This is a genomic window from Slackia sp. CM382 (assembly GCF_000293015.1).
Lineage (GTDB): Bacteria > Actinomycetota > Coriobacteriia > Coriobacteriales > Eggerthellaceae > Slackia > Slackia exigua.
Map to the genome: position 1 here is coordinate 338,207 of NZ_ALNO01000016.1, position 23,492 is coordinate 361,698.

General features: G+C 61.0%; 16 protein-coding genes. 1 reads left to right on the forward strand and 15 read right to left on the reverse strand.

All coding sequences use genetic code 11. The annotated features are described in order from the left end of the window. Positions 1-67: 67 nt before the first annotated feature. The 15 genes from HMPREF1155_RS06755 to HMPREF1155_RS06825 form a co-directional block, all read right to left on the reverse strand. Entirely contained in the window at positions 68-4,264 is a 4,197-nt protein-coding gene (locus tag HMPREF1155_RS06755) for an acyl-CoA dehydratase activase (RefSeq protein ID WP_009078605.1), read from the reverse strand. A gap of 36 nt (positions 4,265-4,300) precedes the next feature. Next, complete coding sequence (locus HMPREF1155_RS06760; protein ID WP_006361299.1) at positions 4,301-4,507, reverse strand: hypothetical protein; 207 nt, start codon at positions 4,505-4,507, stop codon at positions 4,301-4,303. Positions 4,508-4,603: 96 nt separating this feature from the next. Then, positions 4,604-5,260: a Crp/Fnr family transcriptional regulator gene (locus tag HMPREF1155_RS06765; protein ID WP_006361298.1), complete on the reverse strand. Its 657-nt coding sequence runs from the start codon at positions 5,258-5,260 to the stop codon at positions 4,604-4,606. Continuing rightward, positions 5,251-5,892 (reverse strand): ATP-binding cassette domain-containing protein, encoded by a 642-nt coding sequence (locus HMPREF1155_RS06770; RefSeq protein WP_006361297.1) that lies wholly within the window; start codon positions 5,890-5,892, stop codon positions 5,251-5,253. The genes HMPREF1155_RS06765 and HMPREF1155_RS06770 overlap by 10 nt, the downstream gene beginning before the upstream one ends. Next, positions 5,889-7,049: an ABC transporter permease gene (locus HMPREF1155_RS08795; RefSeq protein ID WP_009078567.1), complete on the reverse strand. Its 1,161-nt coding sequence runs from the start codon at positions 7,047-7,049 to the stop codon at positions 5,889-5,891. The genes HMPREF1155_RS06770 and HMPREF1155_RS08795 overlap by 4 nt, the downstream gene beginning before the upstream one ends. An 8-nt stretch (positions 7,050-7,057) precedes the next feature. Then, positions 7,058-8,155 carry a hypothetical protein gene (locus HMPREF1155_RS06780; protein WP_006361295.1) on the reverse strand — a complete coding sequence of 366 codons (1,098 nt, stop codon included), beginning with the start codon at positions 8,153-8,155 and terminating at the stop codon, positions 7,058-7,060. 3 nt (positions 8,156-8,158) lie between these two features. Beyond that, on the reverse strand, positions 8,159-12,127 hold the full coding sequence (locus HMPREF1155_RS06785; protein WP_009078240.1) for a hypothetical protein: 3,969 nt from the start codon (positions 12,125-12,127) through the stop codon (positions 8,159-8,161). A 275-nt stretch (positions 12,128-12,402) separates the two neighbouring features. Next, complete coding sequence (locus tag HMPREF1155_RS06790) at positions 12,403-13,404, reverse strand: NAD(P)H-dependent glycerol-3-phosphate dehydrogenase (RefSeq protein WP_009078444.1); 1,002 nt, start codon at positions 13,402-13,404, stop codon at positions 12,403-12,405. Next, complete coding sequence (gene plsY / locus HMPREF1155_RS06795; RefSeq protein ID WP_009078210.1) at positions 13,401-14,048, reverse strand: glycerol-3-phosphate 1-O-acyltransferase PlsY; 648 nt, start codon at positions 14,046-14,048, stop codon at positions 13,401-13,403. The genes HMPREF1155_RS06790 and plsY overlap by 4 nt, the downstream gene beginning before the upstream one ends. 90 nt (positions 14,049-14,138) lie before the next feature. Next, positions 14,139-15,455, reverse strand: a complete 1,317-nt coding sequence (gene der / locus HMPREF1155_RS06800; RefSeq protein WP_009078190.1) for a ribosome biogenesis GTPase Der — start codon at positions 15,453-15,455, stop codon at positions 14,139-14,141. A gap of 2 nt (positions 15,456-15,457) precedes the next feature. Continuing rightward, on the reverse strand, positions 15,458-16,831 hold the full coding sequence (locus HMPREF1155_RS06805; RefSeq protein WP_009078653.1) for a DUF512 domain-containing protein: 1,374 nt from the start codon (positions 16,829-16,831) through the stop codon (positions 15,458-15,460). Positions 16,832-16,908: 77 nt separating this feature from the next. Continuing rightward, positions 16,909-18,135, reverse strand: a complete 1,227-nt coding sequence (locus HMPREF1155_RS06810) for a murein hydrolase activator EnvC (RefSeq protein WP_009078457.1) — start codon at positions 18,133-18,135, stop codon at positions 16,909-16,911. Positions 18,136-18,477: 342 nt separating this feature from the next. Continuing rightward, entirely contained in the window at positions 18,478-19,728 is a 1,251-nt protein-coding gene (locus tag HMPREF1155_RS06815; protein WP_009078139.1) for an MFS transporter, read from the reverse strand. Positions 19,729-19,797: 69 nt separating this feature from the next. Continuing rightward, positions 19,798-20,850, reverse strand: coding sequence for an ornithine carbamoyltransferase (locus tag HMPREF1155_RS06820; protein WP_039993462.1), 1,053 nt, complete (start codon positions 20,848-20,850; stop codon positions 19,798-19,800). Positions 20,851-20,899: 49 nt separating this feature from the next. Further along, positions 20,900-22,153, reverse strand: coding sequence for an agmatine/peptidylarginine deiminase (locus tag HMPREF1155_RS06825; RefSeq protein WP_202898215.1), 1,254 nt, complete (start codon positions 22,151-22,153; stop codon positions 20,900-20,902). 445 nt (positions 22,154-22,598) lie between these two features. On the opposite strand from HMPREF1155_RS06825, the gene HMPREF1155_RS06830 reads away from it, so the two are divergent. Continuing rightward, positions 22,599-23,462 (forward strand): response regulator transcription factor, encoded by an 864-nt coding sequence (locus HMPREF1155_RS06830; protein ID WP_238319135.1) that lies wholly within the window; start codon positions 22,599-22,601, stop codon positions 23,460-23,462. Positions 23,463-23,492 lie beyond the last annotated feature (30 nt).

Here is a 23,492-nt window from a genome sequence, read left to right on the forward strand (position 1 = left end):
ATGCGACCCCCCTCGTCAATCGCGCGGCGCACGATCCGCGACGTCCATCGCACTGCGCGCGCGACGGCTATCTCAAGTAATACAGGAAGGAGCGGAGGCGTTCCTCGTTTCCTTGGTCGAGAGTGCCGTCGAAGGCGAGGCTGAGCATGGGCGCCTCGCACGCGATCCTGCGTTCTGCGAGCTTCAGCACGAGATCGACGTTCTCGTACATGGACGCGACGAGGATGACGGCATCGGCATCCCTCGACGCATCGCGCGCCTTGGCGGCCCGATATCTGCCGTTGCCGGCCATCAGGGGGCCGACGATCTCATCCGCATGATCGAAGAGCGCCGGGAAATCCTTCGCGAAGGGGCTCGACGGCCCGAGCGCTTCGGATACGCGTGCCATAAGCCCCCCGAAGCCGCGCATGATCGCACGCTTCTCCTCTGTCGAAGGCTCCTCGAGCGCGAGGTCGTCGTCGCGCCTATGCGCACGAAGCCGGTTCTCGAGCTCGGGAGCCACGGGCGAAACGCGGGTGCCGGCTTCCGACGTCCTATCGAGAACGTGATCCATGAAAAACGGGGTGCGCGGTCGCACCCGTTCATCTTCGTGCGCCATGTCGATCCAGGCGAAGAGCAGGTATTCGGACAACGGCATGCGCCTGACGACGAAGCCGTCGTCTTCGAGCCTCGACCACGTCCCATCGACGAGCGCATCGTCGTAGACGAACGGCCATTCCCCGCACGCGAAGAGCACCTTCGAAGATGCATGCGCATGCCGCCGTGCTTCCGCGGCCGCTTCGAGAAGGACGTCCTCATCGATCGCGCCGGCCATGAAGCGCTCAAGAAGCCTCCCCCGCAGCGCAGGAGGCGCCGCAAGCAGAATATCGCCTGCAAGGACTGCGCGGAAGACATCCTGCGCCACGTCTGACCCCACACGCCAGGGCAGCCGTTCGAACATCACCGACGCGACGCGCGCATGCGTGAGCCCGCGGCGGTCGAGGACGGCGCGAAGAACCCGTCCGTACAGGCCGTCTGCTTCGGCAGAAGCGGACACCGGCATGACCAGCCGCACGTCGGATGCCGAATCATGCGCACGCTCAGCCTGTTCGATACCCATGCCTAAAAGCCACGAGAAACTGAAGTACTCCTTGCTCGACAGCTCGCGGGCGGCACGTTCGCGCGAATGCTCGGAGAAACCCATCAACCGGATATCGGCGCCGCGCCGCCGCATCACGCTCGCAATGATGTCGCCATACGGGCCGACGGACGGAATGAACGTCCGCACGCCGTCGTCAAGCGATGCATACCCCTCGTCATCGACCACGTGCGCCAAGGCCCGCGTCGGCGCCCCTTCCTCCTTCCAATGCGCGATCGCGTTCAGGAAGGCTTCGATGCGCGTGATGACGCCCACTTTGGAAAAGTGTTCGTCCACCTCTATCTGCAGATAGGGTTTATCGCCCATCTCCTCTGCAACGAGATGCGACAGCATGGCGTCGGGCCCGCAGCCGTGATTGGTGAGGTACACCGCGAACAGGCGCGGATCGCGTCGGATAAGCTTCATGCCCGCAAGAATATGCTGGCCGAACGGCCAGACGACGCCCGGATAGTCGATGCTGACGTCGATGTCGTGCGCCCTGAGATTCGAAAGGGCGATGACCTTCTGGCCTCGGTCGATGAGCAGGTTCGGGATATCCATATTGAGCACGGGGTCGTTGATGCCGTACTGGCGCGTCACGATCACGAGGGCGCGATCGTCGGGTCCGAGCCCTGCCAGAAGCTCTTGGCCGATCGCTTCGGTCCTCGCATCAAGCTTCTGCACCGCGAATCCGCCTGCCATCATCGCCTTCGCCGTGCTCCGCGCATCGAACCCGAGCCGCTCTCCGACGCCGAGCATCGCGGATGCCAGCGATTCTTGGCCGAAATCCATGTCGAGCATGGGAGAGAGCAGCTCGATGCCGCGCTCCTCGAATCCTAGGGATTCCGCGACCAGCTTCGGGGCCGATTGCATATAGGCGCACCCGTAGTTATGCCTCACGCGGCTCGTCACATGCCGAATGGTATGCACCGTCGGCATGAACACGTAATCGACGCCGGCATCGGCGAGCTGGGCCATATGCCCGTACATGAGCTTGATCGGATAGCAGGTCTCCCCTGCGGCATGCTCCTGAGCTGCACGCACCGTCTCCTCATCGGTGGCGTCGGAGAGGAGCACGTTGAAGCCGAGCTGGGTGAAAAACGCATTCGCCAAAGGGAAGAATTTGTACATGAGCAGGCTGCGCGGTATGCCGACGGTCTTCTTCGACGCGTCGCGCGACGGGACGTATCCATCGAGCATGAGACTCTGCGTCTCCTTGAACAGGATACGGTTGGTCTCTCGCTCCTGCGCATCGGCCTCATCACGCGTCCCGACCGCCCTCGAAAGGTCGAAGCCGCGAAAGACGCTTCCCTCCTTGCGAAGAAGCGAATCGGAGCAGCGAAGCTCATCGAGCGCAAGCAAGGCTGCGCCGAAAGCTCCCGAGATGGCGAAGTGCGAAGAGACGCGCAATGCGTCGCCGAGATGCTGTCGGAAAGCCTCGACGATGCCGGGATTGTAGGCGACGCCGCCTTGCAGGACCACATGCCGCCCTACGGGACGCGAACCGACGACGCGATGCAGGAAGTTGCGCACGACGGACTGGCACAGCCCGGCGGCGACGTCCTCCAGGCGCGCTCCCTTGGCGAGCGCGGCGTGTATGGCGGTCTCCACGAATACGGTGCAGCGTTCCCCCAGATCGACGGGCGCCGTGCTCGAAAGCGCGAGGGCACCGAATTCATCCAGCGGGATTCCCAGGCGGGCGGCCTGCTCCTCCACGAACGAACCGGTGCCGGCAGCGCAAATCTTGTTCATCTGGAATTCGACGACCTGCCCGGACGCCATCGAAACGTACTTCGAATCCTGGCCGCCTATCTCGAACACCGTATCCGTGCGCGCATCGACCTCGGCTGCCGCGCGCGCCTGCGCCGTGATCTCGTCGCGCACCAGATCGGCACCGATGAGCTCGGCCAGACGAGAACGCCCCGATCCCGTCGTGACGACAGCCCTGACGTCCAGCTCGTCGCCGAGGCGCTTGCCGAGGGCGGCAAGCCCGTCGCGCGCAGCGCAGAACGCATCCCCGCGCGTGCGCAGGTACTGGGCATCGAGAAGGCGCCCTTCAAGATCCGCGACCGCGATGTTCGTGCTTGTGGATCCGGCATCGACTCCTATGACGCAGGAGACGCGCCCATCAGGCCCTGCGCGCCAAGGCCGAGGACGGCAGACGTACCCTTCCCCCGGCTCGTATCCATGGTCCACGAGAGGCGCGCAGCGCGGAAGCGCGTCGTCGAGGGACTTCGCCTCGAGCAGCCCTGCGAGCCGTTCGAGCGCATCCTCGTCGATGCCGTTCGTTGCGGAAAGGGCGGAACGCGACGTTCCGTCTCGTGTTCCATCGCGCGTCCCATCCGCATCATCACGCCCGGCGAATCCATCCCGGGCATGCAACGCCGCCCCCACGGCCTGGGCAAACTCAAGCTCTTCTCCTACCAGCAGCTCGTCGTCCCCAAGCTCGAACGATTCGCGCACGGCGCGCACGACTCCAGCGTTTCGCCAAGTGCCGCCCGTCAGCGCGACGGGAGCCTTGACGGGCATGCGCCGAACGATCGTCGCCTTGTAGCTTTTGACCGTCGCGAAGCATAAACCGAGCAGGATGTCTTCGACGGGAACGCCTTCCTGCTGACGATGGATTATGTCGGTTTTCGCGAAAACCGAGCATCGCCCCGAGAGGCGTGGAACGCTTCGCGCATTCGCCACCAGGCGCGAATAGTCTTCGATGCGCAGGCCGAGACGCTCCATCTGATCCTCGAAGAACGAACCGGTGCCTGCGGCGCAGCCTTCGTTCATGGCGAACCGAGGCGCGGACCCGTCTTCAGACAGGGCTATGAAGCATGCGCTCTGCCCGCCGATCTGGACAACGCTGCGCGCATGGGGGGCAATGGCGGAAAGGCCTCGGGTTATGGCCGGAACATCCTCGAGCGCACGGACGGAGCGATCGAAATCGCGCAGCAGCGAACAGCCTGAGCCGCTTGCCGCATACGCGGTGCAGACCTCGCCTTCGATCTCGTCCGAAAGATGCGCGAGCATGCGTTTCAGGCACGCGACGGCTGCGCCCTTATGGCTTTCGCGCAGCATGCGGACGATCGCGCCCGAGCCGTCCACGACAGCGAGCCGGATCGTCGAAGCGCCGATGTCTATGCCCAGAAAGAGCATGGTTCCCCCTTGGTTCTTCCCGATCCCGCAGCGGTCCTAGGCGCGCTGGGCTTTGTACGCTTCGAATTCCGCGAGGAACCCGTCTTTGTCGAGCTCCCTCATCTGCGCGACGTCGTCGAAGCTCACGATCTCGGTTATGGGATTGTCGATCGAGAAGGGAAATCCTTTGGACTGCAGGAAGCCCTCGAACAGAGGCTCGTCCTCGCAGATCTCACGCATGGTTTTCGCGGTGTCTCCGATCATGTCGGTGCCTTTCTCTCTATACAGGCCGTCCCGAAAAACGCAGGACGCGCCCGGGCCGCAAGGCGGTCTGGTTTCCGGATGCTCGATATGAAACCCTCAGCGGCGAAGGATGCGGAACCGTCGGTCTTCGACCCAGAGGACGCCCTCCTCCTGCATTCGCTTGATCTCGCGCAGCAGCGCCTTGTCGTTGACGCCCAGGTATTCGGCCATGTCCTTGCGCGAGAAATAGACCCGTATGCTCCCGTCCTCCTCCTTGTCCTGGTCTTCCAGGAACAGCAGGATGCGTTTACGCAAGCGCGGCTCGTTGAGCAGGGCTATCTTCTTGGAAAGCCAGGTGATGCGCCGCGCCATCATCTGCATGAGGTTCGCCTGCACGATCGAGGCGGACGGATGGGCGCAGTGCTTCAAGCCCTGGGCCGGAATCTGCAGGAGCACGGTGTCGCACAGGGCGCGTATATTGACCGGACAGACGCCCGGGCCGCCCGGCACCGCTTCGGCGAAGGATTCCCCGGGAAGGAACCGGGCGATGATCTGCTCGCTTTCGCCGCGCGGCATGGCCGATTGAACCTCTCCTTCGAGGATGACCGGATAGAAATCGAGCTCATCGCCGGCGTGCCTGATCACCGTATCCTTCGCGTAAGCACGCGTATACGCATGCAGCTGATCGACCAAGGCTTCCATGTCCTCCTCCGCAACGCCGGCGAAGGGGCTTGAGGCCTTGATGCGCGCCATGGTCTTATCGTCTATCGACATCGCAGGCTCCTCTCGACGTTTACGCGATCGGATGGCCGCCGATCGCGCCCCTGCAGATCGGAAAGCATGAGCTTCTGCGCACCGAGCAGGGCGGCGTCCTCTTCTCCATGCGTGGAGACGAGCAGCGTGCGCCGTCCTCTATGCGCGAGCACGAACTCGATCGTCTGGCGACGGGTCTTCGCATCGAGTCCCGTGAACGGCTCGTCCATGATGATGGCGGCGCCCGGATACGCAACCGCCCGCACGAGCGACACACGGCGGCGCTGGCCGCCCGAAAGGCTCGTCACGGGACGGTCGAGGCATTCAGGCGGAAGGAGCTCTTCAAGAAGCTCTTTGACGCTTCGACGGCTCGTCCGACGGCCGAGCACGAGCGCCACGTTGTCGATCGAGGTCAGCGATTCGCACAGCCGGTCTTCCTGGAACATGGCCGACGCCTCGCCGCGGGCAAGGCCCGTCACGGTTCCCGAGTCAAGCGTTTCGAGCCCAAGAAGGATGCGCAAAAACGTGGTCTTCCCTGCGCCTGATGGACCCATCAGGCAATAGATGCCGCCGTCCTGCATGGTCAGGTTCAGATCCGACAGCACGCGCGTCGCGCCGAAGGACTTGCAGGCGCCTGAGACCTCTATGCTCATCGCACCTTCGCCTCCTTCTCATCGCGAACCCCGAGCAGCGAACCGAGCGGACGCCCCAATGCGTCGAGCAGAGCCATGAACGCCTTTTCGAAACCCCAGCTCAATATCATGACCACGACCGTCCATGCGAAGAGGTCGGGCGTGGCGAGGAATGTGCGCGCCTGGGCCATCTCCTTGCCGATCGACGGCTTGGGCGTGGCCAGGACTTCGGCCATGATACCGGCCTTCCAGCTCATGCCGAGCGAAAGCCTGCAGCTGCTCTTGAGGAAGGGCATGAACGCCGGACGGTACACGTACATGAACGTGCGCCACCATCCCAAGCGATAGCATCGCGCCATCTCCAGCATGCGCGGATCGACGTTTTCGAGCCCTGCGAGCATGTTGGTGTAGATGATGGGAAGCACGATGAGAAACGACAGATACACGGTGAGCATCTGGTTGCCGACCCAGATGAGCAGCATGATGATGATGCTCACGACGGGAATGGTGCGCAGAAGGGAGATGACGGGCTCCACGAAGTCGCGCACGATGCGCGCATGATGCGAAAGGAGCGCAAGGGATATGCCCACGAAGAACGAAAGCAGGAATCCCGCCGCGATGCGCGCGAACGATGCCGAGCAGCTCAGCCAGAACCCCGGCTCGACGACGCCTTCGGCAAGCGCCTGCATGACGCGGATGGGGCCGGCGAGCACGAGCCTGTTGTTCATCGCGAGGTCAAGCCCCTGCCACACAAGAATCCAGAACGCGATCACAAGAGCCTTGCGCAGACGCTCGCGCCGCTTCCGCCGTCGTTCTTCGGCGAGGCGCTCGGTCTGCAAGCGCTCGTCCTCGTCGATATAGCGGCTCGCCTCTTCGTCGGACAAGATGCCTTGGGCACGCATGAGCTCGGCCACGCGGGCCCTGGATGCGCCCATGCCTGTCAGCATCTGCATGATGAGCTCAGGGTCCAAGCCCTTGGACGATGCCATCTGCATCATAGGGGCGATCTGCGCTTCGTCAAGCCCGTTCTTGCGCACCTGGGCGACCATCATCGCGACGCGCTCTTCAGGCAGGCCGAGCGCCTCGGCCACGACGTCGAGGCGCGGAAGCGTGCCCGCGCTCCCGTCGGACGCGTCGTGCACGCGCATCCGAGAAAGCGCATCCCCGATACGACCCATCCGCGCGATCACTCCTCGCCCAGATAGCCGCGGGGCGGCAGGTAATAGAAATCGTCGCCGGGAATGGCCCCGCCGACGGAGTCGGGGTTGGCATCGTAGAGCTCCTTGACGTAGCCCGACATGGCCGTGCGCATCTCGGTGCCGGTCAGGGCGACGAGCGAGATCTGGGTCATGGCATCGAGCGCGACGTCGTTGTTGAGGAAGGTGCCGAGGCTTTCCTGCAGCGCTGCGGCGCTGGCGGGATTCTCGAGCGTCCAGGCGACCGATGACTTCATGAGCTGAAGGTATTCGATGACCGCCTGCTCGTGCTCCTCGAGAAAGCGACGGTTGACGATCGTCGTGGTGGTGACCGCCTGGCTTCCCGTGTCGGCGAACGCCTTATCCCATTCGTCGGTGATGTCCACCGGCACGTAGAGGGGATCCACCATGATCTTCGAAAGCGATACGAAGGGCTGCGGCAGGATGGCCACGCAGTTCTCCTCCTGCTGCAGCAGATTCAGGATCTCGAAAGGCGTGCTCTTGAATTCGAGGTTGAACGAATCGGCCATGCCCATCTTCTTCAGCAGCGCCTCGATGGTGTATTCGGGCGTGCCGCCCTCGCCGTAGCTGTAGACCGTGCGCCCGACGAGGTCGGACATGCCCGAAATGCTCGGATCGGTCGTCATGACGTAGAGGACGCCCAGGTTGTTGATGCTTATGATCTCGTATTCGTTCTGGAGATCGTGGTTGTTGTAGAGGATGGGGCCTATGTTGGAAGGAAGCGTGCAGATATCGTAGTCGCCTTCGTTGAATGCGGCCGAAAGGCCGATATAGTCGACGCCGTTCACGGTGAACTCGAAGGAGTTCTCCGTCACGCCCTCGTTCGCCGCAGTGATGAGCTGGGAGAGCCCCATGGAAGGAGGCCCCATGATGAGCCCGATGCGCGCCGTGCAGGGATCGGGGCTTCCCATGAGCGCGCGGCTCTCGGGCTGCGCCATGGATGAGGGGGCGGCGCCGGCATCGGAAGCGACCGTCTTATCCGAAGATGCGCAGCCGGCAAGACCTGTGACGGCTAACGACGCGACCGCCAAACTCGAGCCGAGAATGAACCTTCTGCGGGAGAGCATCGTCTACTCCCCTCCTTCCACTGCGCGCATGCCCTGCATGCGGCGCCTGATCAAAACGTATGAGGCTCCGCCGATCGCGGCAAGCGCGCACAGGCCTGCGACGGCGGCGGCCACGGGATTGCGCGCGGCGGCGTCGGCGATGTCGGACACGGCGGAGGCGACGGCGCCGCCGGATGCCGATGCAGCAGACGTCCCTGCGGCATCGCGTGCGGCGCGCGCCTCTTCGGCAGCCTTCGCGGCTGCATCGGACACATCGTCCTTCGCGGCCTTGACCGCCCCGCTCGACTGGGCCGACGTCTCGCCGTTCATCGCGGCGAGCGCGGCGGCGGGAATGGTGCCGCCGCCGGAATTAGGCACGCCGCTGAAATTCACCTGGAAGAAGCATGACCAGTTGCGGTTCACCTCTCCGCCGATGATGGTGCGCGCAAGCGAGCCGAGCTCGATGGATGCCGAACAGTTCTTCCTGATCACCTTGTCGCTCGCATCAAGGACGCCCAGATCGACCGTGATGCTCGTAAGCCCGCCGCCCGAGCTCGACGAATCGACGATGTTCAAGCCTCCGATGCTCTTCACATGCATGATGCGGTCCTGGATGACGATGGGGACCGTCACGTAGGCATGGCCGTCGGATTCGACCTTCAAAGTCGCGTTGTCGGAAACCGGATCCTTCGGCGGGAACGACGGATTCGTGAAGTGGGGCTGAAGCGGAAGGCCCGCGGTCGACTTATCGACCCAGATGTTCGCGGACACCGTGTACGTGCCGGCGGCAAGCGTGCCGGACTCGCCGGAAGGCTTGTCCGACGTCGCGGGATCCTTCGAAGACGGGTCGTCGCCCGGATTCGAGCCGCCGCCCGGATTCGAGGGATCGAATTCGGGATTCGGCGTATCGGGGGTTGGCCCTGGATCTATGCCGGGATCGGAAGGACTCTCTCCCGGCCGCGCGAAGGCGGGAACATCCGTGCTGTCCGAAACCTTCTTCATGCTGCCGTAATCGACCGTCAGCTGCAGCGATACATCCCCCGAAGGCGCAAGCGTCAGATCGAGCGGGACGGCGTACAGGACGCTGCCCTTGAAATCGTAGGTGCCGATGCCTGAAGACGCATCTGCAGGAAGCGTGGCCGACATCATATGGATGCGGTCCTTCATGCGCCCGTAGGTGCCGCTGAAGCTCCCTCCGCCCGCAGTCGGCTTCACGCGTTCGGTGCGAACGTCGCCAAGCGTCGCGCAGGTGCCGAGGGACTGCGTGGTGAAGATGGGATTACGCACAGGCAGGACCAGGGTCTTCTTTCCGTCTTTCGACACGACGATGCGCGCGTTCGCCTTCATGGGCACGCTCGGCACGGTACCCCTGACCGCAACGTCCGAGTTCTCGTCGATCGTCGGACCGAACGGGTTGTCGGGGCTGTTCGCATACACCGTGAGTCCCTTGATGGCCGGGTTGTACTGTCCGGGCATGGCGAGATTGGCCGTCACTTCGTAGGTGCCGGGGGAAAGCGTATCGCTCGGCGGCTCTTCAGGAGAGACGGACCCTGCAGACGCCACGACGAGATACCCTATCTCGGAAGAGGAGGAAAGCGGGCCTTGCGCGGTCCCGTCGAAGTTCGCCGCCGCATTGAAGAGCGGTACGGCAGCCGCGCTCATGCCCGTCGATTCCTTCGTGAGCGAGACGATGCCGTAGCCGCCGTCGACGGTCGCCGAAAGCTTCTTGACCTTCGTCAGGCCTGATCCGACCGTGCCCGTGACAAGGTAGACCGAGGAATCGGGCGAGGCCATGGGAATGGCCATGCTCGTCGGATTGCACGCATCCGACAGAGCGATTCCTCCGCCAAGCAGATTGGCGGGAACCCCCATGAGGGCTTCCATGGACATTCCGGCCGCGTAGATTCCGGAAAGCTCGGGGTTCGCAAGCGACCCTTCTTGCGTGATGAGGGCGAGCGCGGATTTCCTGGTCGCCTCGTCGGCCTTGTTGACGGCAGGAAGGGAAAGATACTCGGAATACCACTCGAGCATCTGGCACGACTCTTCAGGAGTGCTGGCGATAAGGGGCGTCTCGGGCGTGCCGTCGGTCGCATAGGACATGGAGACGCCGGTGGCCGGATCTTTCAGGGTCCGGGACCACTTCCTTTTCTCGCAATCCCCGGAGGATGCGAGCACGAAGGTGCCGAGCGCGCCCGGCGCGGCCGAGATGCGGCCGTTTTCGATCGTGCCGGCAAGATCTGTCAGCATGCCGTTCGCATACGAGTCCAGGCTCGATCCGGAGGATGCCGGCATGCTCAGATGCGTTGTCGTCTTCCCGTCGAGGGCGACAGGATCGCCATCGGCGATGAGCTGCACATCGTAAAGGGCGAAATCGGGAACGCTCACGTAGCGTTGGGAAAGAAGGGCGGACACGGCGGCGCGCGTCGAAACGTCGTCGATCTTCCGCACGCGCAAGGACGCCTTGTCAAGGGATCCGATCGAAGACGATCCCGCATCCGCACGCACATCGAGGCTCACGCCCGTTGCGTCGTCTTCGAACGACCACGTGCGGTCGCCTTCGACCTTCTTGACGGCCGTCTTCAGATCGACGCTCACATCAAGAGACGAGATGGCGGGATACGCGGCGTTCGGGAAGAAGGTGTTAAGCGTCGTCGCATACACCGACCAGCCGCCGAAACGGTACAGCCCGCTCCAATCGTTCAGGCCGAGCGTGAGACGCGAGATGCGCTGGGTGACGCCGGCCTGCGCGACCTGCTGGTTGTAGTCCTCGTCGTCGGCCTTCTGCTCGATAGGAACGTAGGCGGCATCGAGGACGGACAGGTTCGCGCCGTTCTGCGCCCTCTGGACCGTGAAGACCGGATTCACCAGGTCGACGGTCAGGGTGCGCGAGCCGTCGGCGCCGACGACGAGCGTGGCGTTCTGGCTCACGGGCATATCGGGAATGCCCGCTTTGCCGCCGATGCCCTCAGGGTTGATGGGATTGGTCGTATACCCGGGGATTCCGAGCGGCGTCATCATGGATATATTGGCTGAAACGGTATAGGTTCCGGGTGCGAGCTCGGCGCTGCTGTATGGCAGTCCGCCGCCCTCGAATGCAAATGCGCTGTGCAGGATGGCGCTCCCGTTCGCGACGGACGCACCCGCATCGGAGCCTTCGCCTGCATCCGGGCCGTCGGATGCAGGCGGCGTCTGCTGGAAGGCATGTCCGTCGTCGGAGGCTTCCTCGACGACCGCATCGTCGGAGGCCGCATCTGCATCGGCCGCCCCGTGATCTTCTTCGGCGGCAGGAGGCGCCACGACGAAGCAACCCATGCCGTTCGTCCTCACCTTGAGCGCATCGGCGTCGCGAGATGCTGAAAGCCTCTTCGCCTTGCCGTCGCTGAGGCGAACGACCGACGATCCCTCCGTGCCGGGAAGCCATGCATCGACCGCATCGGCATCGGCAAAGGAGTATTCCTTCCCATCCTTGGCGAAGCTCAGCGCGAAGGCGGCGACGCCCGAGGCATCGTCGATGCCGGCACGCGACAGGGCATCGACGCGTTGCGACCCGGAAAGCTCTTTGACAGAGAAGGCGTATCCTTCGGGATCGTCGTTTTCAGAAGGGTTCTTGATGGAGACGTGCGCCCGGATGCCGGTCTTTCCGTCTTTGAAATCCTTGTCGAAGGACGCAGGCGCGGAGGGCTCGCCTGCATCGTCCGCTTCGGTCGGAACAGCATTTTCGGATGCTGCTTCGTGCGTCGCGCTCTCCTCGTCATCCTCCGGCGAAACGGGTGGCGCAAAAGCGACCTGGACGTCAGGTGCTTCGGCTGCGGAATCGGCATTCTCCGGCGCCGAAACGGTCTGGCCTTCCTGCGATTCGGCAGGCTCTTCGGGTCCGGCCGCCGCAGCGGTCGGCACCATCGAGAACGCAAGCACGAACGCAAGGAGAACGGCCGTTACCCCGCGTTTCGAGCTCTTCGCCCGCCTTGCATGAATGCGATACGCTTTCACCATTTCTCGAACTCCCATCGTCGGGCGCTGCGGCTCCTGATGCATCGTTCGAAATCGCCGTTCGGCCCATAGTGCATCCGTGCCGAAGCGCGGATGCACGACCGAATCGCGGCCTTTCGGCCTTCAATCGCGCGATTCCCTGCAGCGCACACTGTGTCCACGCTCGATTATGAGCGGTGCGCGACCCGCGCGAGGTTGCCATAGTAACCTTTAGGTAACTTTTTACAGAAAATTCGAGTTGCTCAGTAAGGCGACGAGACGTTTTGGATAGATCGGTATCAGAACTCCGGCTTCTGCGGACGATCCAGAAGATCCTGGGCGGCCGCGACCGCATCGTAGCCTTCCCAGACGATCGCACGGACGGTACGCGCCAGAGGAAGGTCCACGTCGTGCGCGAGCGCCAGATCGTGCAATGTGCGGCACGCAAGCGCTCCTTCGACCACCATGTGCGTCCGCGCGCGGTACGCATCGAGCGTGACGCCCTGGGCAAGCTCGTATCCGAACGTGCGGTTGCGCGAGTGCGGGCTCATGCACGTGACCTCGAGGTCGCCCATGCCGGCAAGGCCCATGCAGGTCATCGCATTGCCCCCGCAAGCCGCGACCAGACGGCTCATTTCGGCCAGGCCGCGCGTCATCAGAAGCGCCGCCGTGTTATCGCCCATGCCGAGACCGTAGGACGCACCCACGGCGATGGCGATGACGTTCTTGTACGCGGCGCACACCTCGGCGCCCACGACATCGTTGCCCACATAGATGCGGAAGGATTCCGTGGACAGCAGGCTCTGGAAGAATCGCGCCGTACGCGGCACGTACGACGAGACGACCGTGCCCGACGGCACGCCCCGCACGACCTCTTCGGCATGGTTGGGTCCGGTCAGCGCCGCAAGCCGTCCGAGGCCGCCCAGCACCTCGTCGAATACCTCGACCGGCAGCATGCCCGTCTCGGCCTCGACGCCCTTGGCCGCAAGGGCGACAGGCGTTTTCGCGCCGACGTGCACAGCGATCGCGCGGGCCGTCTCGCGCATGACCGACGAAGGCGTCACGATGACGACGGCATCGGCGCCGCCGACCACGCGCACGATATCGGTCGAGGCCTCGATGCGCTCGCTCAGGCGCGCATCGGCCAGATAGCGAGGGTTGACGTGATCGGCGTTGATACCGCGTGCGACTTCTTCCTTACGCGCCCATAGGCGCACATCGTTTCCCGCCGTGGCGGCAAGCTGCGCCAAAGCCGTTCCCCACGACCCCGCGCCTACGATCGCGACCTGCGCGTCCATCATGCAGTCCCCTTCTTCGATCCGATTTTCGATTCGGTTCCGGATGCAAGCCGCGCGATATTCGAGCGGTGCGCCCACACGACCGTCGCGCCCACGAGCGCATAGACGGCAATGGCAGGCCAGTCGCCCCAGAACAGCACCGCCGCGACAAACGGGCACGCGACGGCGGCGGCGATCGATCCAACCGAAACGTAGCGCGTGAGAATGACGAGCAGCGCGAAAACGGCGAAAAGCTCGATGCAGGCGCCGATCCAGCCGAACGTGACGAAGAGAGCCCCGATCGCGACGGCGATACCCTTGCCGCCCTTGAAAGAGAGCCAAGGACTGAAGATATGGCCGTATACGCAACCCCAGGCGGCGACCGCGCCCATGAGCGCAGGCGTCAGGATCGCGGCATCGGGCGGCGCCATGTGCGCGCAGCCCCAGGCGATGGCGCCCGAAGCGAGCCCCTTGGAGAAATCGAGCAGAAACACCGCCGCTCCTCCGGCCTTGCCCATCGTGCGCATCGCGTTCGTCGTCCCGATATTGCCCGAGCCATGTTCGCGGATATCGGTATGGTAGATCGTCTTAGACACGATGACGCCCCACGGGATGGACCCGAGAAGGAATGTGACCGCGAAGATTCCGAACGCGATGCCCAACGACATGGAATGCCGACCTCGATTCCGTAACGTACCTGCAAGTCCCTGATGAAACGAACAGGCGCCGGACATCCTCCGGCGCCGGCGATACCTCGGTCAATCACGCTTCTTGAACTTGAACACGATCGGCGTGCCCGGAAGCTCGAACGTCTGACGGAAGCGGTTCTCCAGATAGCGCTCGAAATTGTCGTTGACCAGATCGGGCATGTTGCAGAAGACCGTGAACTGCGGCGGGCACGTGCGCGTCTGGGTGACGTACTTGAGCTTGAGCCGCCGCTTCCCCTTGCTGACCGTGAAGCCGAATTCGCGGATGGTCTGGAGCCACGCATTGAGCTTGCCGGTGGTGATATGCGCCGAATAGCTGGCGAAGACGTCGTCGATCATGTTCCAGATGCGATCGACGCTCTTGCCCGTCAGCGCCGAGATGCTCAAGACCGGCGCGTACTTCACGAAGTTCATGCGCTCCTCGATATCTTCGCGCAACGCGTTCAAGGTATCGCCCGATTCGACCGCGTCGCGCTTGTTCAAGAGGATCGCAAGCGCGCAGCCGCGCTCATGCGCATAGCCGGCGACGCGCTGGTCCTGATCGGTCAGGCCGAGGGTCGCATCCACGACGAGCAGCGCCACGTCGGCGCGATCGATCGCACGCATGGCGCGCACGAACCCGTAATACTCGACATCTTGGTCGATCTGGGCCTTGCGGCGCAGGCCGGCCGTGTCGACGATCGTGTAGAAGGTGCCTTCATGCTCGATCGTCGTATCGATCGCGTCGCGCGTCGTGCCGGCGACGTCGCTCACGATGGAGCGTTCTTTGCCGATCAGACGATTCGTAAGCGAGCTCTTCCCCGCATTAGGACGCCCGATGATGGCCACGTTGACGATGTTCTCGCGCTCCTCGGGCTCGCGCTCGGGAATGTCGCGGATGACGTCGATCACGGCATCCAGCAGATCGCCCGTACCGTGCCCGTGCTCGGATGAGATGGGCCACGGATCGCCTAGGCCGAGCTGGTAGAATTCCCACATCGCCGATTCGTCGGCAGGATTGTCCATCTTGTTGACGGTCAAGAACACCGGTTTGGACGTCTTGCGCAGGATACGGGCGACCGCGTCGTCATCGGCCGCGATGCCCGTCTTGCCGTCGACGATGAAAACGATCGCATCGGCCTCTTCGGCGCCCATGAACGCCTGTTCGCGAATGGAGCCCTGGAAGACGTCGTCGTCGCCCATCTCGATACCGCCGGTATCGATGAGGGTGAAATGAACGCCGCTCCATTCGGCCTCGTGATACGAGCGGTCGCGCGTGACGCCGCGCATCTCATGCACGATGGCGTCGTTGCCGTGCGTGATGCGGTTCACGAACGTCGATTTGCCGACATTGGGGCGCCCTACGACGGCGACGATTGGCAATGCCATGATCACAATCCTCTTACTAGCTCTTCGATCTGATGCACGTATTCTTTGGGGTCACAGGATACCACGGTGACCGGCATGCCCGCCGCATCCCGGATATCGTCGACGGTCATGTCGTCGAGCGTCATCATGTCGGCGTTGAACATCACGCGCGGCAGCACCACGTAATCGCGCGCCGATACGCCGCGCAAGGCACGGGCGACGTCTGTCCCGGTCAGAAGCCCGGTAACGTTGACGTTGCCGCCGAAATACTCGTTTTCCACATAGAGCGGCATGAGGCGCCCGGCAAGCGGGCTCGACTCAACGATCGGCGTGAACGCGGGTTTCTGAGCGCAGCCGAGCACGTAATATACATGGGCGTCCTCCTCTTCGAGGGCCCGTGCAAGCGCATCGATGCCCTCCCCCGCCTCTTCCCATTCGTTCACCGTGGCGCGGATGATGCCGATTCCATCCTCGAACATGTCGAAGTCGCCGTAATGGCTGCTCGGAGGAAGATGATCCAGCAGATCGTCAGGATAGGCGTTGCAATAGAATTCATCGGCGAGATACGCGAACGCGCAGCCGCGCTCCGCCTGGGCATGGGCTTGGAAGCGCGAGACGATATCGATGACTTCGCGCGCTTGATCGGGTTCCGTGAAGCTGCGCTCGAAACGCGTCTGGTGCTTGGTGAAGCCGATCGGAACGATGCCGACGTTCGCGACGCCTTCGTGCGCATAGGCCCACGTGAGCGTCTTCATGAGCTCGCGCCCGTCGTTGATGCCGGGCACGAGCACGATCTGCATGTACATCTCGATGCCGCCGGCGAGCAGCTTCTCCATCATCTCGACGCCGTGCGGCGCATGGCGGCCGATCATCGTGCGCCTCACTTCGGGCGTGATGCAATGCAGCGACACGCGCAGAGGCGATACGTGCCGTTCGATGATCTCGTCGGCCTCTTCGTCGGTCAGCGCTGTGAGCGAGGTGAAGTTGCCTTGGAGAAAGCTCAGGCGCCAGTCGTCGTCGCGCAGCATGAGCGAATCGCGCGCGTCTGCGGGAAGCTGGCGCATGAAGCAGAACACGCAGGCGTTGCGGCAGGTCTTGATATCGTCGAAGATGGCACCGTCGAAGGTGATGCCCCAGCTTTCGCCGTCTTCGCGTTCGAGCGTGACCTCGCCCGAATCGCCCTCGGTATCCACGTAGGACAGCGTGACCTCGAAGCCGTCGGAATACCATTGCCAATCGATCATGTCGCGCAGAGGATGCCCGTTGACGGCCGTGATGACGCACCCCGGCGTGAAGCCGGCGTCGTCGGCGGGAGAAAGCTCCTCGACGGCGAGGATGCGGGCTTCAGGACGCTTGGGATCGCCGGGATAGTCGTGATGGAGCGAGAAGTCGGGCACGGGCGGCACCTCTCCGAGAGAAGAAGAAGCGGCCCGATTGCGCGGACCGCTTCGTCAGAGCATGATGACGGATGGGCTTACCAGCTGAAGTATTGCTGGGGGTCGACGGCGGTTCCGTAGATGCCGTCAGGCGAGTTGACGTTGATCTGGAAATGCAGGTGCGGGCCGGTGGAATGGCCGGTGTTGCCGGTGATCATCACCTGCTGGCCGGCGGAAACCGACGATCCGGAGCTCACAAGCGCCTCGGAACCGTGCAGATACCAGGAAACGGTGCCGCCGCCGTGATTGATGGCGACCGACAGGCCGCTCGTCGACGCGAGCCAGCCCGTGAACGACACCGTGCCGTCGCCGATGGCGTAGCAAGGTTCGTACGAGCAGCTCAGATCGACGCCCTGGTGGAAGGTGCCCGTGGAGGCACGCCAGCCGAAGGGACTCGTGACGTGCTTGCCCGGAGCCGGGTTCACCCAGCCGTCGACGGAGATGGACGGAGACGTGGACCTGGATGCGGACGAATAGCTGGCGGACGAGCGGGCCGTGGACTTCTGTTTGGCAAGAGCCTCGGCAGCGGCCTTCGCGGCGGCTTCTTCCTTCTCGCGCGCGGCGTCGGCGTCCATGCGCGTGGCTTCGATCTCCTGCTGAAGGTCGATGATGTCCTGATCCATCTTGTCGACCTGCTTCTGCAGGGTTTCCTGGGCGGCTTCGAGATCGTCCTTGGCCTTGGTCGCCTTCTGAAGCTCTTCGGCGGCCTTGGCTTCCTGCTCGGTGTATTCCTTATGGGCGGCTTCGGCCTCGGCCTTGGCATCCTTGGACTGCTGGACGAGATCGGCGTCCTGCGCGCTGATGCGGGACATGGCATCCCAGCTGGTCACGAACTCCTCGAACGACGAAGAGTCGAAGAGCACGTCGAAGATGCCCGGCTCGCCTTGGCGATAGATGTTGGTCACGCGGTCGGACAGCTGAGTCTGGATGTCGGCCAGGGCGGCTTCCGCGTTATCGACGCGCACTTGGGCGTCTTCGACCGCCTGAACGGCGGCCTCATGGGCGGCAGCGGCCTTGTCGTAGGCGACGAGCGCATCGTTGACTTGCTGCTTCAGAACATCGAGCTTGGCGGAAAGCTCGTCGTACTGAGCCTGCTGATCGGCAAGATTGCCTTCGAGAGCCTTCGCCTTGGCATCGAGATCGTCGGACTCCGCGCCGTACGCGAGGCGCGGGAACGTCATGCCCAGCGCGGCGAGGCCGGCGAGCTTGACGAAATTTCGGCGGGAGAAATCCCGGATCGAGCGTACAGAGCTTGGTTCGGTCATGGTGGTAATGCTCCTGTATCGTTTCGTCACGTCAGTTATTCGACTCGGGAGGCATCGGCGACACGCATGCACGAACTCCTCCGTCCCCTAAAAGACCAACCTATGATAGCAGCAATGTCGCGCAATGCGCAATTTCGACATGAACGGAGGATGCTCTTCCTGAAACCTTACAGTGATTCGATGCGGGCGACCACGGTCTCGATCTGCTCGTCGGGAGTTGAATTAAGCGTTGTTCTCGGTAGACGACGATACATACGCTACGGTCGACGGAATTGCTACGTCATCAAGAACGCCGCCTTGCATCCACGCAAAGCGGCGTTCTCTCGTCAGAATGCAAAACAGCTATTCATCGTCAGACACGCGCGGAAGCTTCTTGCCCAATGCGTTGGCAAGAAGGACGCAACCGCAGATAGCGACACACACAACGATGCAGAACACGAACACCATCTGAAACGAACCAGTGACCTCGTATAGCCTAGTGATCACGAATCCTCCGACCGACCCGGCAGCGAAACCTATCATCGATATGTATGCAAAAATCTTGCCGTAATCCTTCGTCCCGAACACATGGGAAACGACCGATGCAATACCGACGCCCAAAAGGACGTAGAGCGCATCGCCCAAGCCAGCGCCAAGATACGCAAGAAGCGGTTGACCGGCGCTGAACATCAGAATGACCATGGCAACGACCGAAACCGCCATCCATGAAACGAAACCGCGTATCGCTCCTACCTTGTCGATAGTGGCTCCTACAGTAGCGTTGAGCACGATGTCGAAGATGAGGGCCACCGAAATCATCAGCGCACCTACCGTCGGAGCGAAGCCAACGCTTTCGGCATACACCGGAAAATATGCGTTGATGACTGAAACGATTTGAGTAAGAGCAAGCGCCAATGCAACCAGGACGAAAGACATGGACTTCAACGCATGCTTCGCTGGCACGCCGACGAGCGGCTCGGTTTCACCCTCAGCACCCGCGACCTGCTCGTAACCGTAAGATTTCATGCCTTTACGATCAGGACTGTACGAAACCATGAACAAGGCGGCGGGAATAGCCAATGCGGCCCCAATGGCAGCGAAAACGATCATGGCCGACCGCCAGCCAATGGCGTCCATAAGCGTGACGGAAAGCGGACTCATAATGGCCGAAACGATGCTTGCAAGACCCCACGCTGCACCGATGGCAAAACCGGTTTTCTTGGTGAACCAATTCGTCAAGACGGTGGAAATGAACACAATGCTCGTGAAAGACATGCCGACACCGATGAAGAAGCCGCCTATCCACCAGAAGACTATGCTGTCGCTGAAAGCAAGAAGTGCAACGATGGCAGATTGCAGAGCCGCAAAACCTGCGATACCTGCCGGAGGTATCTTATGAAGCAGATTGCCTACGAAAGGTAACCCACATGCGATTCCCAGATACACGACGGTCGTGTACAGAGAGATGCTTGAATAGTCGACCTCGAGATCGGCCGCCGCAGGAACGAAAAAGTTACCTATGACAACGGTATAGAACGTCACGGACCCAGCGATGAGCATGCCGCATCCCAGCATGACGAGCCAGGCACGATGAAGCCCCTTGGTCTTTTCCATGGAAATCACCTCGCATGCAGGTCGCCTGAACCTAGACTCACGCGACCTGCGTCAGATTCGATTAGTCAGCTAGCAACCGATGCATGCCGTGAGCACGGCCTTGATGGTGTGCTGACGATTGCCTGCTTCGCGAAAAATCTCATGAGCGTGCTTCTCGAACAGCTCATCGGAAATTTCAAGACCGGAAACTATAAGATTCCTGGCCTCCTGAGTTGGAGCTTGCTCGACGAGCTGCCGGCCCAAGGAGTGGTCAGCGTTATGCAGGGAAGGCAGCATATGAAGAACGATGCAATCAGGGTTGTCTACAATTTCCATGAGTTCGCTGGTCAAGCGATAAGGAATCAATTCTTTGGCATAGTGCATCCAGGAGTCGTAACCGTGGTCGTCGCCGGTTGAGGAATTGGTATACTCCCATTCTTCGGTAGTAAGAACATCCATGCCCTTCAACAGGCTGAGGTCATCGGAGATGATCAACTTGTTATGGGGAGCGTGCTTGGCGAAGGTCTCCTCAAGCTCCTGAACATATTCGGGAAGCATCTTGTGATCGTACAGATCAGGACCGATGACATACAGGTCCATACCCATATATGCGCACATGCGGCCATACCATAGAGGCTCGATAGCCGCAGCTCCGAGATAGGCCATCTTCTTACCCTTGCAGGAACCGGCACCGCCCCACAACTCCTCGAGCGTCATGGCGTCGGCAAGCATCTGCGTGGGATGGTCCTCGGTAGTCAAGGCATTGATAACGGGGATGTCGGCATATTCGGCGATTTCGTACATGAACCTCTCGGGACCCTGCGAACGCCAAACGATAGCGTCATACATCTCGGAAAACACACGGATGGTATCCTTTACCGTCTCTTGCACTCCAACATGGGAGTTAGACAAGTACGTAAAACCGATTCCCAGATCGTTGCACGAGGTCTCGAACGCGCAGCGGGTACGCGTTGAGCTCCATTCGAACTGAGCCATGACGTTCTTCCCCACGAAACGACGCTGATCGACGCCGGCGCGCTTCTCGGCCTTCAGGGTATGCGCCAGATCAAGCAGATAGCGGAACTGGTCGGGCGTAAGGTCACGCAAGTTGATGAAATCCTGGCCACGAAGAGTATTGCGCATGATCGTTCCTTTCATAGAAATGTGACGGCTCGATACGTTGGGAGGTTCGCTACTGCGCATTCGCGGGAACGAAGACGTTCTTGGTCCAGCAATGCACGCCGCCACCTGCCATGTTCAAGGCAAGGCTGTTGATCATGACGACCTTGCGATCGGGGAAGCATCGGTTGAGCACCGCTTCGGCTTGCTCGTCTTTTTCCTTGACAGCCCGGTCCATCCCTTCGCGCCAATAGCGCTGGCCCAAAACCACACCGTTGCAGACTAGGAAATTGCAGTAACTCGTTGCGGCGAACAGATGCAGGTCGCGTCCTTCCGGCCAGGGAGTGCCATCCATGAAGGCGTCGCCGACAAGCTCGTGATAGTAGTCGTACAGATCATCTCCGGGACTCTGGATATACTCAATATGAGCCGAGGTTGGAATGCGGATGATTTCGAACGGGTTTCCCTCGAGATCGGTTTCATTGCGCAGAATCTCATAGCATGCATCAAGACGACGCTTGTTCTCCTTCGAAACCGGGCTGGACGCAGCCTCTTCCTCGGTGACTTCGGCGAGCAAGATTTTATTTCTGCCGATAAAGCGACACATTTCGTCGCTATGGGCGGCGAAGCTCGATCCAACGACGGGAGTTCCGTCCGCCTTGTAGTCAAGTGGGGCAATGCGGAAATCATCGTCATCAACCATAGGTTGAGGCAACCAGATGATCTTCCCGACGTTCCAGAGCTTCTTATATGCTTCTTCGATTTGCTCTTTGCTGTATTCAGGATTGCGCTTGCGAACTTCAGTGTCTTCAATGGCGATCAAAACACCGGCGCCGTTGAATTCGCGATCGCCTCCTTCAGAAACCAGGTCAGAGCTCACGATATCGTAGCAACCCAGCTCAATAGCGGCTTGCACGCCAATTTTACGAGAGCAATCGCGCAAGCCCTCGTTCTTCTCGTAGCGTCCGTAGAAGCTCCAGCTCGGATTCACCGCCAACGTCTCGCCTTCGTCGTTGACCATGACATTGGGGCCGTTGTCTCGGAAGTAGAACGAGTTCGGATCCTCGTTGAATGCCGTGAAATCGATTCGATCCACGTCGATCCCGGCGGTTTCAAGCGCCTTGACGCACGATTCCTTGAGACCTTCCACATATGGACAGCAATTAATGTGGATTTTCACCTCGTCGAGCAGGTTACGCACGACTTCGACGGCAGGCTCGAGCGCATCGTAGCCTTTGATCGGCTCGGCGTACGGAAGCCACTCGACGAAAACATCGGTCTGCGGTTCGAATTCTCCTGGATACCTGAACGCGCTTGACATGTCCATCTCCTTTCGAAAATGCCAGCTTCTACAGCAAGCGTGGCTCAACGCCTCGGAAGATAGGCGCAGCTTGTAGGCGCACAAAGATGGAATGTGGTTGATTTCCCAGGTAAACTTGCCTAATAATGCGGCGACGCGGCAGATAAACTCGGATAAACCTGATTAGAGGCACCGCTCGACCGAATCCGTTAATAGCGAATCGCTGCGCTTGGCTTACGATCCAAGTGTCTATATAGGTTCGCGTTCTGCATGAGCGAAGGGTTCTTCTGTCCTTGAATGATGAATCCCCCGATTTTCTGCAAGCGCACTGTTTTCATGCACTGCACCGTCGATGCACGGACAGGAGGATTCCATGGCGACGCTTGAATTCTCGATCACCGCATCCCTTATCGTCGTAGCGAGCATAGCAAGCGCTTTCAGCATTTCCTCGTATATCGTCTCGGGAAAGAGGATGGCGGCGTTCCTCTCTATCCTGACATTCGGGTATGCCATAGAGCAAATCGTGATTCTGTACCGGGAATTCTTGAATCAAAACATACCTTTTCGAGCTGAAATGTTCTCGAGCATGGAAGATCCGCTTCTGCGAATAGCAATTGGTGCGGTTATGTGCGAATCCCTTATGATCGCCGTCATCGAATACTACGATTCTGAAAACAGGGTTCTCAGATGGATTCCCATCGCCATATTCCTTGTCGCCTGCGTCACCGTATGCCTCGTTCCCGACATAGACGATCGACTTAAAAAATGGTTCATCTATTCGATGCGTCAGATCTTTCTCATGGCAATTGTCTTATTCTGCCTCGCAAACTACATGAAAGCCCCGGACGGCCCTACGAAGAAACGATACGAGAGAAGACGCCTGCAATTCACCATAGTCACGCTCTTCATCCTGCTCACGTTGGTTGAAGATACTCTTGTCATGCTGACGTTGAGCGTCGATGCGACGAATCTTCCTTTCGCCGAGGTCCTTTATCGTCGAAACATCTCCGAATCCTTGCTTGCCACGACAGGAGCCGGCTTCCTCATGTACGCCTCGATCAAGACCTTAAGAGCGTTTTCAATGGGTCGATCCCAGAAAAATACCGAAGCTATCGACGAAGACGAGACGCTCAGTTTCTTTTCTGAAAAATACGGCCTTACGCAGAGAGAAGAGGAGATCATGCGGCTGGTGGTGGAAAGTCGCGATAACCAGAACATCGCAAATGAACTCCAGCTCGCATTGGGAACGGTCAAGACGCATATCCATAACATATTCAAGAAGACCGACTGCACGAGCAGAGGAGAACTCATCAATAAGTTCTGGATGAACTCATGAAACACGATAAGGAAAGGCGACGCATCTTCG

Coding starts and splice junctions, on each gene's coding strand:
- HMPREF1155_RS06815 (WP_009078139.1), bottom strand. CDS start 19,728: ATGGAAAAGACCAAGGGGCTTCATCGTGCCTGGCTCGTCATGCTGGGA.
- der (WP_009078190.1), bottom strand. CDS start 15,455: ATGGCATTGCCAATCGTCGCCGTCGTAGGGCGCCCCAATGTCGGCAAA.
- HMPREF1155_RS06780 (WP_006361295.1), bottom strand. CDS start 8,155: ATGCTCTCCCGCAGAAGGTTCATTCTCGGCTCGAGTTTGGCGGTCGCG.
- HMPREF1155_RS06785 (WP_009078240.1), bottom strand. CDS start 12,127: ATGGTGAAAGCGTATCGCATTCATGCAAGGCGGGCGAAGAGCTCGAAA.
- HMPREF1155_RS06760 (WP_006361299.1), bottom strand. CDS start 4,507: ATGATCGGAGACACCGCGAAAACCATGCGTGAGATCTGCGAGGACGAG.
- HMPREF1155_RS06810 (WP_009078457.1), bottom strand. CDS start 18,135: ATGACCGAACCAAGCTCTGTACGCTCGATCCGGGATTTCTCCCGCCGA.
- HMPREF1155_RS06820 (WP_039993462.1), bottom strand. CDS start 20,850: ATGCGCAATACTCTTCGTGGCCAGGATTTCATCAACTTGCGTGACCTT.
- HMPREF1155_RS06765 (WP_006361298.1), bottom strand. CDS start 5,260: ATGTCGATAGACGATAAGACCATGGCGCGCATCAAGGCCTCAAGCCCC.
- HMPREF1155_RS06770 (WP_006361297.1), bottom strand. CDS start 5,892: ATGAGCATAGAGGTCTCAGGCGCCTGCAAGTCCTTCGGCGCGACGCGC.
- HMPREF1155_RS06830 (WP_238319135.1), top strand. CDS start 22,599: ATGGCGGCGTTCCTCTCTATCCTGACATTCGGGTATGCCATAGAGCAA.
- HMPREF1155_RS06755 (WP_009078605.1), bottom strand. CDS start 4,264: ATGCTCTTTCTGGGCATAGACATCGGCGCTTCGACGATCCGGCTCGCT.
- HMPREF1155_RS06790 (WP_009078444.1), bottom strand. CDS start 13,404: ATGATGGACGCGCAGGTCGCGATCGTAGGCGCGGGGTCGTGGGGAACG.
- plsY (WP_009078210.1), bottom strand. CDS start 14,048: ATGTCGTTGGGCATCGCGTTCGGAATCTTCGCGGTCACATTCCTTCTC.
- HMPREF1155_RS06825 (WP_202898215.1), bottom strand. CDS start 22,153: ATGGACATGTCAAGCGCGTTCAGGTATCCAGGAGAATTCGAACCGCAG.
- HMPREF1155_RS08795 (WP_009078567.1), bottom strand. CDS start 7,049: ATGGGTCGTATCGGGGATGCGCTTTCTCGGATGCGCGTGCACGACGCG.